Source organism: Microbulbifer mixtoriginis (SeqCode), assembly GCF_052467945.1.
In genome coordinates this window covers 1971931-1984303 of record NZ_CP174328.1, presented here as the reverse complement: position 1 = coordinate 1984303, position 12373 = coordinate 1971931, and the positions used below count along the sequence as shown (strand labels likewise).

Annotated in this window: 12 protein-coding genes; 4 read left to right on the top strand and 8 right to left on the bottom strand. The window is 50.6% G+C overall.

Translation table 11 applies throughout. The features are described from left to right. The first annotated feature begins 40 nt into the window (after window positions 1-40). Together ACJJIJ_RS08625 and ACJJIJ_RS08620 are read left to right on the top strand one after the other, a co-directional pair. Window positions 41-925 (top strand): arylamine N-acetyltransferase family protein, encoded by an 885-nt coding sequence (locus ACJJIJ_RS08625; protein ID WP_444939300.1) that lies wholly within the window; start codon window positions 41-43, stop codon window positions 923-925. Beyond that, window positions 922-1500, top strand: a complete 579-nt coding sequence (locus tag ACJJIJ_RS08620) for a flavodoxin family protein (RefSeq protein ID WP_444939299.1) — start codon at window positions 922-924, stop codon at window positions 1498-1500. The genes ACJJIJ_RS08625 and ACJJIJ_RS08620 overlap by 4 nt, the downstream gene beginning before the upstream one ends. A 929-nt stretch (window positions 1501-2429) precedes the next feature. Here ACJJIJ_RS08620 and ACJJIJ_RS08615 read toward each other — a convergent pair. From ACJJIJ_RS08615 to ACJJIJ_RS08585, 7 genes are all read right to left on the bottom strand, one after another. Continuing rightward, window positions 2430-3851, bottom strand: a complete 1422-nt coding sequence (locus ACJJIJ_RS08615) for an 8-oxoguanine deaminase (protein ID WP_252081796.1) — start codon at window positions 3849-3851, stop codon at window positions 2430-2432. A 346-nt stretch (window positions 3852-4197) separates the two neighbouring features. After that, window positions 4198-4620: a GNAT family N-acetyltransferase gene (locus tag ACJJIJ_RS08610; protein ID WP_252081795.1), complete on the bottom strand. Its 423-nt coding sequence runs from the start codon at window positions 4618-4620 to the stop codon at window positions 4198-4200. Window position 4621: 1 nt separating this feature from the next. Continuing rightward, window positions 4622-5776 carry a JmjC domain-containing protein gene (locus ACJJIJ_RS08605; RefSeq protein ID WP_444939298.1) on the bottom strand — a complete coding sequence of 385 codons (1155 nt, stop codon included), beginning with the start codon at window positions 5774-5776 and terminating at the stop codon, window positions 4622-4624. A 126-nt stretch (window positions 5777-5902) separates the two neighbouring features. Next, window positions 5903-7276: an adenylosuccinate lyase gene (gene purB / locus ACJJIJ_RS08600; protein ID WP_444939297.1), complete on the bottom strand. Its 1374-nt coding sequence runs from the start codon at window positions 7274-7276 to the stop codon at window positions 5903-5905. Window positions 7277-7291: 15 nt separating this feature from the next. Then, window positions 7292-7927, bottom strand: a complete 636-nt coding sequence (gene hflD, locus ACJJIJ_RS08595) for a high frequency lysogenization protein HflD (protein WP_444939296.1) — start codon at window positions 7925-7927, stop codon at window positions 7292-7294. Between the two features lie 9 nt (window positions 7928-7936). Beyond that, window positions 7937-9082, bottom strand: coding sequence for a tRNA 2-thiouridine(34) synthase MnmA (mnmA, locus tag ACJJIJ_RS08590; protein WP_444939295.1), 1146 nt, complete (start codon window positions 9080-9082; stop codon window positions 7937-7939). 97 nt (window positions 9083-9179) lie between these two features. Continuing rightward, entirely contained in the window at window positions 9180-9794 is a 615-nt protein-coding gene (locus ACJJIJ_RS08585) for a pseudouridine synthase (RefSeq protein ID WP_444939294.1), read from the bottom strand. Between the two features lie 149 nt (window positions 9795-9943). Here ACJJIJ_RS08585 and icd point away from each other — a divergent pair, with 149 nt between their 5' ends. Next, window positions 9944-11194 carry an NADP-dependent isocitrate dehydrogenase gene (gene icd, locus ACJJIJ_RS08580; protein ID WP_252081790.1) on the top strand — a complete coding sequence of 417 codons (1251 nt, stop codon included), beginning with the start codon at window positions 9944-9946 and terminating at the stop codon, window positions 11192-11194. 115 nt (window positions 11195-11309) lie between these two features. On the opposite strand, the gene cspD is transcribed toward icd, so the two are convergent. Beyond that, a complete protein-coding gene (cspD, locus tag ACJJIJ_RS08575; protein ID WP_286036961.1) occupies window positions 11310-11618 on the bottom strand; it encodes a cold shock domain-containing protein CspD in 309 nt (102 codons plus the stop codon). 280 nt (window positions 11619-11898) lie between these two features. Between cspD and clpS the strand changes: the two genes are divergently transcribed. Then, on the top strand, window positions 11899-12279 hold the full coding sequence (gene clpS / locus ACJJIJ_RS08570) for an ATP-dependent Clp protease adapter ClpS (RefSeq protein ID WP_252081789.1): 381 nt from the start codon (window positions 11899-11901) through the stop codon (window positions 12277-12279). The last annotated feature ends 94 nt before the right edge of the window (window positions 12280-12373 follow it).

The following is a 12373-nucleotide window of genomic DNA, read 5'->3' as shown; positions in this document are numbered from 1 at the left end:
ACTGCTGCTATTGTTGATTGGCCATGAGGATTGAAGTCAAATGACACCAAGCACCCATAACATCAATTTATCAAAATACTTAGCACGTATTGGTTACCGCAATAAGCCAGCCCTGGATTTGAAAACCTTAAGGGATATTCTTACGCAACATATTCGTACTCTTCCATTTGAGAATGTAACGCCCTTTCTTGGGAGTCCCGTGAATATTGAGATGGCCGCTATTGAGCAAAAGCTTGTGAACCAAAAGCGTGGTGGTTATTGCTTTGAGCAAAATGCTTTGTTACGGGCTGGGTTACAGCAGATAGGCTTTGCTGTTACAGGACTTGCTGCTCGGGTTCTTTGGCAGACTCCACCGGGCCACCAGCCAGCTCAGTCTCATATGATCTTACTTGTAAAAGTAGGGCAGGTACCGTATTTGGTGGATGCGGGCTTTGGCAGCAATACACTGACTGCACCTCTGCGCTTAGATGTTTCAGGTCCTCAGAGTACGCCCCACGGTACTTATCGCTTAACCCAATCGGGTGAGGACTATCTATTAGAAGTGAAGATCCATGATGCCTGGCATTCAATGTACAGCTTTGATTTACGGCCACGTACAGCGGGCGACTATAAAATCGCCAATTGGTTTTGTAGTACTCACCCTGAGTCCCGTTTTGTAGAGCACCTGATTGCTACTCGTGCTTTCCCCGAAGGGCGTCATGCTTTACTGGATCGCCAATTGAGTTATCAGCCGATAACTGGAGCAAAGACAGTCATCATGCTGGCGAATGTTGAAGAGTTACGCAAAACGCTATTAAGCATTTTTGGGATCGAGGTGCCCGAGGATATATCTTCCTTTGAGAGGTTAGCTGGCCTCTTTGAGAACGGCTCATCTCAAAAGGTTGCAGAGCATGCTGCTGTGAACACTGATCGGGTCGCATCATGATTAAAGCAGGAGTTGTTTATCACTCCGTTTGCGGCAGTACAAGGACATTGGCAGAAGCCACTACGGATGGAATTAATAGTATCCCTGGATGTGAAGGAGTTACATTTGCTGTTGAAGCCAAGCATATTCAGCACGGGCGCTATGAGAATCCTGACTTGATGCATCGTCTGGATCAGTGTGATGGAATTGTGCTGGGCTCGCCAACTTTTATGGGGTCGGTTTCAGCCCAGTTTAAGGCTTTTATGGATGCGGCCAGTGAACGTTACAGTAGTCGCGGCTGGGTTGATAAGCTATCTGCAGGTTTTACTATCGGCAGTAATTTCAGTGGGGATCAGCTTAATACTCTAACGACTTTGCAAATATTTGCCGCGCAGATGGGGATGTTGTGGGTGCCTAATGACATTTTACCAAATCTGGATGTACAGGGGCGAAATAGAAGTGGTTGTCAGTCCGGTCTTGTGGCCGTTGTTAATAGTGAAGGGGCTGTGCATGAGCTTGATCGACTTACGGCTTTATATTTGGGGGAGCGAATAGGACGTTTATTAAAGCGCTTTAGTCCTTGCGGCAGTATCTAATATCCAACAAATAAATTTTGATACAACTTTAGGGAAAGTGGCGTAGCCCCAGAGGAATAGCCTCGATGTTCTTTAATTGAAAGGGCTGAGGCTATTTTGCGTTATCTTCAAAAGAAAAATCTGCTAATGAGGCCGAGACAGATAACTAGATCTATCAACTAGAAGGCTGATTGGTAACTTAGGAATTTTCACTGCTCGTGGGCAAGGGGTTAAGATATTTGGTTTTTATTTTTGTTAAATCAAATTGTTGAAGGGATTCTAGCTTAGGCCCAGGGACTATTTACAAAATACGACCTAATATAAGCCCTGAAGTAAGCACCACTTCTATGGCTAACTTGTACGCTGATTTTTATACATGGACTTGAATGATTGAAAGAGCCAGAACGGAGTCGCTGAGTCCAACTCCTCAGTGATTAAGCTATAAGTCCTTGTTGGTAGGATCTAGGTATGGCTAAAGTGGTCGCAAAGACCAATAATGAGACGTCCAGTGATTATTCAGAACAAGATCATTGTATTGTTGATAGCCCCTACCCATAAATTTTCACCAAAAAATCAACTTGAATTTGTATATTCCAAAAATCGAAGTGTGTAAGAATACAGTCTTAGATATAAATGTAAAAGATCAGAGCCGCCAAATACTGTAAATAATTCATGCAAATCCTAGATTTGCTTGTAAGTGGTAACAGTTACTCCTTTGATTTATCTGAAACTTTTGGCTTGCTGTCGGTATGGAGTCCTATTTCGGTGTGGTATAGGTTGAGTTGGTCCACTATATTGGGCTAGAGAAGGGTAAACAAAACTGAGAGTGCAGCGCTGGTTGAAAAAAAACCGTACAGCAACGCCCTAGGTAGATACCTTTTCTTTCCTTCCACACTTACTACTATTCTGTGCCCATTAGCCATTAGCCATTAGCCATTAGCCATTAGCCATTAGCCATTAGCCAATAACCTCTGGCTCCATTGATTGTGATCTCGAATAACGGGTTCCATATTTATTGAAGTAATCTCTCCATTGCTCACAACTTGTCGACCGTGAATTACTACAGTTTTTGCTGATTGGGGGGCACAGAAGACTATCGCGGCAACTGGATCTGAAAGCGCCCCGGCATATTGAATAGTGTTGAGTTCTAGAGAAAAGAAATCAGCACAACGTCCAACTTCCAATGCACCGATATCTGTGCGATTAAGAACGCTGGCGCCACCAATGGTAGCAAGCTCTAAAGCTTCCCTGGCTGTCATCCATTCCGGCGAGCGTAGAGGGTGGGACTGAGGAAGTTGGGCGTAGCGATGTGGCCCCTCCGGTGGGCGAAGGCCCATGCGCAACCTTGAGAGCAACATTGCCTGGCGGGTTTCCAGGAGCATATTGGAGGCGTCATTGCTGGCTGACCCATCCACACCAAGTCCCACTTTAATTCCAGCCGCAATATAGTCTTTAACGGGGGCTATCCCTGATGCAAGGCGCATATTAGAGCTTGGACAGTGAGCGATGCCACACCCGGTACGAGCAAAAGTATTTATTTCTTGTGTATCGATGTGTATTGCGTGAGCAAACCAAACATCGGGCCCCAACCACTCGCTTTCTCCCATCCACTCCAGAGGGCGCTTGCCAAATCGTTCTAAAGTGTGGCGCTCTTCATCAAATGTTTCGCAAATATGCGTGTGTAGCATAACGCCTTTATCACGGGCCAGCAGGGCAGTTTCTTTGAGCAGATTTTCCGAAACAGTAAATGGAGAGCAGGGGGCCAGAACAATTCGAGTCAGGGCTCCATAGCTTGCATCGTGATAGCGATCAATGACCCGGATACTGTCTTGGAGAATAAAATCTTCATCTTCGACACTTTCATCTGGGGGTAAGCCCCCTTGTGATCTGCCCAAAGACATGGAACCGCGGCTTGCATGGAACCTCACCCCTAAGTCCTTTGCTGCTTCAATATGAAAGTCCACTTTGTTGCCACTTTTAAATAAATAAGAATGGTCAAAAACCGTGGTGCAACCAGAGAGAATAAGCTCAGCCAAACCAATCAAAGCACTTGTGCGGGAGGCTTCTGGATTTATCCGGCTCCAGATAGGGTAGTGAAGCTGAAGCCAGGCGAATAAATTTTTGTTCTGGGTCGCTGGCAGGTTGCGGGTGAGAGTCTGGTTTAAATGGTGATGAGTGTTCACCAGTCCTGGTAGGACTATCTGCCCGCTAGCGTCAATAATGGTGTCAGCGCTCATGGGTAGTTTATCTGTGGGGCCTACAGCCGTGATAATGCCTTCTTCGGCAAAAATACCGCCATTGGGAATCTCACGTCTTTCTGAGTCCATGGTTACCAGTACTTCAGCGTTCTTAAGCAGTAGTGTCTTGGGCATATGATCTGAGCACTCACTTATCGGGTTTCCTGGCATTCTGATATTAGCCTGGACAGTCTTTCGCAGGGCGAGAGTTTTGACCCGAGTAATAAGTAGCCGGTACTCCTGCGGTTACTTCAAGTTGCGATACGGAATCCAGTTCAGAGCACTAAAAGAATACACTTACAAAGCCGTTATCATTTGTTTTTATTTTACCGCTAGCTACATCGACGAATATGTTAGTCAGAAAGAGGAGGGGGGGTAGTCTCGCGAGACCTGAAAATTAGTGGCGGACATTTCATCTTAAACGAGCAGACGGAAATGAAGGCGTCGGTATGCGTAAACATACCAGCGCCTTCATTACGGCCTAGTGCAACTGACGAATCATTTTAATATGAGGGATATTAGCCTCGTAAAAGGTTTCTCCCTCTGGGATAAAGCCACTCCGAATGTAGAAGCCTTCAGCATGCTGTTGTGCATGTAGATATACACTGCGAAAGCCCTGTAGTTTGGCAAAGTCACAAATCGCCTTGAGTAACTGGGCCCCCAGACCTTTGCCTCGGGCGGATGGCATGATCGCCATCCGCCCAACTTTACCACTTTTGCTGAGCCGCCCGGTTCCAACGGCAACATCACCATTAAAAACTAGGAAGTGTTGTGAAGATTCTTCCTGGTTATCCCACTCCAAGTCGGCAGGAACTTTCTGTTCCTGGACGAACACAGCTTCGCGGATAGTGCGAATGCTTTCTTGTTCTTTTTGCCAGTCAGCGGGGCGCACCAGTGCGGCCATATCAGAAATCCTCAGGGGGATAAATTAGTGTGCCTTGGGCTACCAATTGGTCAATTAAACCATCAGGGTTGGCAATTTCTGGAAAGGTTTCAATGTCGCTCCAGGAAATTTCGTGGGACTCGGCAAATTGTTGAGCAAAGGTGATTGGTGTGGTTAGGGCTTCACCGTCGACAAATAACGTGGCCGGCGCCCTGGAAAAGGCAACTCGAGATGCGGGGTTTAGCACTAATAGCATCCCCTTTGGCATTTGATCACGCCAGTTAGCGGCCTCATCCGCGTCTAGTGCGACGGTATCAGGGTATTTTGCTTCAGTCATCACTGCGCCAAACCACTGAGTGACCTTCTCTGGTTGCTTAAGCCACTCGGCTAGCTGTTGTTGTAAGCGAGCAACGGACTCAGGATCAACTTCCGCAGGGGATTTTGTCGGTTCCATGCCGGCATCGGTATAACGCTGGCTATCCTTCAGTCCCATTGCCACTTCGACCGCGAGATCTTCCAATATGGCTGAGGCAGAAGGTGCTCGGAAGCCAATGGAGATCGTGGTACAGCCGCCCTCGGCGATACCCCAGTGACTGTATTGTGGCGGGAGGTAAAGCATGTCGCCAGGCTCCAGTACCCAGCTGTTCTCGGCATTAAATTCTTTCAGGATATTAAGGGGCGTGCCTTCCAGGCGGGGATTGGTCTCATCTACTTTCGCTCCCTGCTGCCACAGGCGCTTGCCCTCGGCCTGGAGCAGAAAGACATCGTAGTGGTCATAGTGCGGTCCGACACTCCCCTGATCCGCCGCGTAACTAATCATCACATCATCCAGACGCCAGTCTGGGATAAAGCGAAAATACTCTTTTAATTCAGACACTTCGGAAAGCCATTGATCTACGGCTTGTACAAGTAGGGTCCAGTGCGTGCGGGGTAGGGATAGAAAGTCTTCCTCAGTGAAAGGACCGTTGCGTAGCTCCCAGGGACCGCTCTCGCCATTTTCAAGCACCAGGCGAGATTCAATCGTCTCCTCCAGAGCCATTCCGGCAAGTTCTTCTCCTGATATGGGCGATTCGAAGTTGGGGAAAGCATTGCGGACCAGCAAGGGTTTTTGCTGCCAATAATCGCGCATAAAAACTTCAATTGGCATATCGCCGAGATGGGTAAGGGGGCTTGCCACGGTAACTCTCACTGTTTGTTGGGCTGGGGAAATGTTCTCTAGTCTGCCACTAATAGGTGTAACTCAGCCCGAAAGAAGTTTGAATAAATTTCCGGCCACTGCGGTGTGGCCGGAAGCGGTGCTTACTTAGATTTTGCGAGCTTGCTCGACGGCGTTACCGATGTAGGATGCAGGAGTCATTTCCAGCAGTGCGCTTTTGGCTTCCGCAGGAATTTCCAAATTCTCGATAAACACTTTCAAGGTTTCGCGGGTGATGCCCTGGCCGCGGGTAAGGGCCTTCAGTTTCTCGTAAGGCTCTTCGATGTTGTAGCGGCGCATCACAGTCTGGATCGGCTCTGCCAGAACTTCCCAGGAGCTGTCCAGGTCTTCTGCCAGGCGTTCACGGTTGATTTCCAGCTTGCCCAGCCCCTTCATGGTGGCGGCATAAGCGATGGCAGAGTAACCGGCACCCACACCCATGTTGCGCAGTACGGTGGAATCGGTCAGATCGCGCTGCCAGCGGGAGACCGGTAACTTCGCGGCCAGGTGCTGGAATACAGCGTTGGCCAGGCCCAGGTTTCCTTCGGAGTTTTCGAAATCGATAGGATTGACCTTGTGCGGCATAGTGGAGGAGCCCACTTCTCCGGCAACGACTTTCTGTTTGAAGTAACCGAGGGAAATATAGCCCCAGATGTCGCGGTCAAAGTCGATCAGGATGGTGTTAAAGCGTGCAATAGCATCGAACAGTTCGGCAATATAGTCGTGTGGTTCGATCTGGGTGGTGTAGGGGTTCCAGGTCAGGCCGAGCGAGGAAATAAATTCTTCCGCATTCTTTTCCCAGTCGATATTTGGGTAGGCGGACAGATGGGCATTGTAGTTGCCTACAGCACCGTTGATTTTACCCAGCAAGGGGACAGCCCCTATCTGGGCTACCTGGCGGCGCAGGCGCGCAACCACGTTGGCGAGTTCCTTGCCCACGGTCGTAGGGCTGGCGGTTTGGCCGTGGGTGCGAGACAGCATGGGCACCTCAGCGAAATCCTGGGCTAGCTGGGCGATCTTTTCTACCAGGCTATTCATTGCGGGCAACATAACGTTGTCGCGACCAGCGCGTAGCATTAGAGCGTGGGACAGGTTGTTGATGTCTTCAGATGTACAAGCGAAGTGCACGAACTCACTTACTTTTTCCAGCTGGGCATTGCCGCTGATTTTTTCTTTGAGGAAGTATTCAACCGCTTTCACGTCGTGGTTGGTGGTGCGCTCAATTTCTTTGATGCGCGCGGCATCTTTCAGGGAAAAGCTGGCCACAATGCTATCGAGTAGTTGGTTAGCAGCTTCATCGAACTGCTCTACCTCAGTGATTTCTGAGTGCGCGGAGAGTTTCTGAAGCCAGCGCACTTCCACTTCAACACGGGCGCGAATCAGGCCGTATTCACTAAAAATTTCGCGTAGGGGGGCAGTCTTGCTCTCGTAGCGACCATCAATAGGGGATACCGCTGTGAGTGCGGAAAGCTCAACTGTCATAGTAAATCTCCGGGATTAGTTTTTTATAGATTCGATCTGTGCGATTAGCTCGTCGGTCGCACGCAATAGTTTTTTGCGTTGAAATAGCAGGTGCAGGCGCCTTCCGCCCAATTGTCGCCACAGCGTGGCTGAACGGATACCGGCAAACAGCATTGAGCGGATTTGGTTAGCGACGCGCTGTTGCTGCAGGAAATTAAAATCTCCCAGCACCTGGATACGAAAGCGGAAAGTGCCGAGGGTATCGCTATAAATACTGGCGAGATTGGAAAATACATTCTCGTGGGTGGGGGCGAAGTGTTCCGCCTGAATCTTGGCTTTTTCGAGGCGGCTGCCAATGATGGAGAGCAACTCTCCTTTCTTACTCAATTGCCTCTGCAGATAAAGCACAGACAGTGCATAGCGCAGGCAGTCTGTGTATTCAGGGTGTTGCCGCGATTGCAGTAACTGCCGTGAGACCTGCAAGCCGGGCAGCAGCTTCTCTGCGCCGGCGAACACATCTTCGGTGCGATCTGGGTTGAGCTGGAAAAGGCTGTATACCCCGGTTTCCAGCTGGGCCTGGGGAGCGGTGCCTGTTTTGGCCAAGCGCTCCACTAAAGTTGCGGATTGAAATATTCCGGCCAATGCCAGAGCCTGATCCCGCCAGTTATTCAAGGTTACTCCTTAGTGTTTCTTGTATTTTTCCGGTACGGCAGTGCCGATACCTGTAGCCTGTTCGATAACTGCGCCGCCGAGGCATATTTCGCCATCGTACAGGACCAGGGATTGTCCTGGGGTAATTGCCCGCTGTGGCTCGTCAAATTCCACAGTCAGGTTACCACCCTTTTGCACCCGTATTGTGCAGTCCTGGTCTGGCTGTCGGTAGCGGGTCTTCGCTTGACAGCGGAAAGACTCACCCGGTGCGGCGCCATTGATCCAATGTGTTTGGGCTGCCACCAGACCCGTGGCGTAAAGCAGGGGGTGATGTGCCCCCTGGGCAACAATCAATACGTTGCGCTCTAGGTTCTTTCCGACTACGTACCAGGGTTCTTCGCCCGCGCCTTTTACTCCTCCGATACCAAGACCCTGCCTCTGTCCTATGGTGTGGTACATCAGGCCGGCGTGGCGCCCCATAATTTCACCTTCTGGAGTTTCCATGTCGCCCGGCTGGGCGGGCAGATACTGCTCCAGAAAGTCCTTGAAGCGGCGTTCGCCAATAAAGCAAATCCCAGTACTGTCTTTTTTATTGTGGGTGATAAAGCCGTTTTCCTCAGCGATACGCCGTACCTCAGGTTTTTCCAACTCGCCCAGTGGAAATAGAGAGCGAGCGAACTCACCCTCGCCGACAGCGTGGAGGAAGTAGCTTTGATCCTTGTTGCCATCCAAGCCCTTGAGCAAATAGGTGCGACCTTCTCTATCGCGTCGGCGGGTGTAATGTCCGGTGGCAATGGCATCAGCTCCCAGAACTTCGGCATATTCCAGGAAAACTTTAAACTTGATCTCCCGGTTGCACAGAATGTCTGGGTTAGGCGTGCGTCCGGCCTTGTATTCTGCCAGGAAGTATTCGAAGACATGGTCCCAATACTCGGCAGCAAAATTGGCGGTATGTAGCTTGATGCCCAGTTTTTCACATACCGCCTGGGCATCGGCCAAGTCTGCTTTCGCGGTGCAGTACTCAGTGCCGTCATCTTCGTCCCAATTCTTCATAAACAAGCCCTCCACCTGGTAGCCCTGCTGCATGAGCAGAAGTGCGGCTACAGAGGAATCCACACCGCCGGACATACCGACGATGACGCGTTTGGGCTGTTTGTTGTGCGTGGAATCAGGCATAAGAAGGACAGTCACTACTTCACTGGGATGGAAAGGGGGCGAATTTTACCTGTGAATCGGGCTTCTGACCAAGGCCGCTTTCATCTTGGGTTATTGCTTATTGTCTCCGGCGAGGGCGATTGCGCTTCTGAGGTGGCTTCGACTTGCCTTTGGGCCTTGGCTTAGGCGCAGAGAAAACCTCCTCCGAGCGGTGCTGCCCCGGCTGCAGAGTGCCGAGATTCCAATTGCCAATAGCCATTCGAACCAAGCGCAGGGTGGGGAAGCCAACCGCTGCGGTCATACGTCGCACCTGACGGTTTCTACCCTCGTAAATGATAAGTTCTACCCAGCTGGTGGGAATGGACTTGCGCTCTCGGATTGGGGGATTGCGCGGCCACAGGTCGACTTCGGAGAGTCTGCGGGCCTTAGCGGGCGCTGTGCGTCCATCCTTCAAATCTACGCCTTTGCGCAGAAACATCAGGGCGTCATCTGAAATGTCCCCCTCTACCTGAGCCCAGTAAGTCTTCGCCATCTTTCTCTTCGGGTGGCTGATTTGATGTTGTAGCGCTCCATCATCTGTGAGTAGTAGAAGTCCCTCTGAGTCATAGTCGAGCCGACCCGCGGCATAGAAGCCCTTGTGCGGGATATAGTCTGCCAGCGTGGCGCGACCCTGGGGGTCCGTGAATTGGCTTAACACGCCAAAAGGTTTGTTTAGGAGAATAATCTTGGGCATAAGAAAAATTGAGTATTGTAATCCAACTACAAAAATTAGCCGATGCTGCTATAATCCCGCCGATTTTTATCCCCGCCCAATGGTCCCGGGGGAGCGGTGCAAGCAACGCTGGACCTAAAAAGTCATAGAATTTTGGGAGTTTACGCAATATGGGTCACATCCAAGTGCCGGCAGACGGCGAAAAAGTTACAGTCAATTCCGACGGTTCGCTGAATGTTCCGAATCGCCCGGTAATTCCGTTCATCGAGGGTGACGGCATCGGTGTGGACATCACTCCGGTAATGCGCAAAGTAATCGACGCTGCGGTAGAGAAAGCTTTCAGCGGCGACAAGAAAATCGAGTGGATGGAAATCTACTGCGGTGAGAAAGCCGCAGAGACTTACGCTGGCGACTGGTTCCCAGCTGAAACTCTGGAAGCTATTAAAGATTACGTTGTCAGCATTAAAGGCCCTCTGACCACACCAGTGGGCGGCGGTTTCCGTTCCCTGAACGTTGCCCTGCGTCAGGAGCTTGACCTGTATGTATGTCAGCGTCCCGTTCGCTGGTTCAGCGGTGTACCTTCTCCGGTTAAAGAGCCGAACAAGGTAGACATGGTTATCTTCCGTGAAAACTCTGAAGATATCTACGCTGGTATCGAGTGGAAAGCTGATACCGACGAAGCCAAGAAAGTTATCAAGTTCCTGCAGGACGAGATGGGTGTTAAGAAAATCCGTTTCCCTGAGAACTGTGGTATCGGTGTTAAGCCGGTTTCTGCAGAGGGTACCAAGCGTCTCGTGCGCAAGGCTATTCAGTACGCTGTGGACCAGGATCGCGATTCCGTAACCCTGGTACACAAAGGCAACATCATGAAGTTCACCGAAGGTGCCTTCGCCGATTGGGGTTACGAGCTGGCTCGCGACGAGTTTGGCGCTCAGCCGCTGGACGGCGGCCCCTGGCACAGCTTCAAGAACCCGAAGACTGGCAAGGAAATCGTTGTTAAGGACGTAATTGCTGACGCTATGCTGCAGCAGATCCTGCTGCGTCCGGCTGAGTACGACGTAATTGCTACCCTGAACCTAAACGGTGACTACCTGTCTGACGCACTGGCTGCACAGGTTGGTGGTATCGGTATCGCTCCGGGCGCAAACCTGTCCGACGACGTTGCCCTGTTCGAAGCAACCCACGGTACTGCACCTAAGTACGCTGGCCAGGACAAGGTTAACCCGGGCTCTCTGATTCTTTCCGCTGAGATGATGCTGCGTCACCTGGGCTGGAACGAAGCTGCTGACCTGGTAATCAAGGGTATGGAAGGTGCTATCGAAGCGAAAACCGTAACCTACGATTTCGAGCGCCTGATGGATGGTGCTGAGCTGAAATCCTGCTCTGCGTTTGGTGACGAAGTGATCAAGCATATGGCCTAATTGGCTGATTTGGGGCTAGGTTTTTTAATCAACCTGGCCCTAGCTAGAAAAAGCCCTTTGCTTTGCAGCAAGGGGCTTTTTTGTTGGCGGGGTCTGCTTGTGCGGGCTTGCAGGGTTAGTCGAGCATCTCTGCCTCTTTTTCCCGCTCTGTTTCAGAGTGGTTGGGATCTGCAATAGCGGCCACTTTGGGGCTTTGGGGGCTAGGTGCGGTCTCTGCCGCCACTGCGGTGGAAATATTGGCGGCGTGATAGCCTTTGTCGCCTCTGACGATATCAAAGGTGACCTGTTGGCCGGCCTTTAGGGTTCGGTAGCCTTCCATCTGAATAGCGGAATAGTGCGCAAACAGATCCTCCCCTCCTTCATCTGCAAGAATAAACCCATATCCCTTAGCGTTGTTGAACCACTTCACGGTACCAGTAGGCATATCGAACTCCCTCTAATTGCCTGAGTGGCCAGTCGGCCACCTTACAGAGTTTTTATATTTATTTGACCTGCGGATTAATCGGCTGCGATCCTATCTGCGACTAACGGCTGTGAATGAGCAGGCACTACCTCTTGTAGTCAACTGCTATAGGAATGTCAAGAAACCGCGCTTGAGGCTGTGATCTCCCTGTGTCGTTGGTCAAATAAGGTTACAATGGCAGGTCATTGATGGTTGAGCATGCTGCACTATCAAGGCTCGATAGAACACATTGATAATTGTTATGAGTATTTTGCAGGTCATTAAACTAGGCTCCAGTGATTCTGGAGAAGACTATTTCGACGGTGAGGGTTCCGAGGGTGGGCTCGCACTGGAGGAGGCGCCGCCACGGCTCAAACGCCCGCCTATGTACAAGGTCATCATGTTGAACGATGACTACACCCCCATGGACTTTGTCGTAGAGACTCTGGAGTTGTTTTTTGGGGTTAACCGTGAGCGCGCCACACAGTTGATGTTGCAAGTACACACGCGGGGAAAAGCAGTGTGCGGTGTCTATACTCGGGATATAGCGGAGACAAAGGCCGCTCAGGTTAATCAGTTCGCCCAGGAGAATGAGCATCCACTATTGTGTGAGATTGAGGCGGACGAGAGTAAAGACGATTGATTGAAATTAAAGCTGCTTTAGCACAAGGGTCCCGTCACCTGAAGGGAATCAGCCAGGAGTTAGACGCCGGCAAAGGGTGCACGCCTACCAGCGG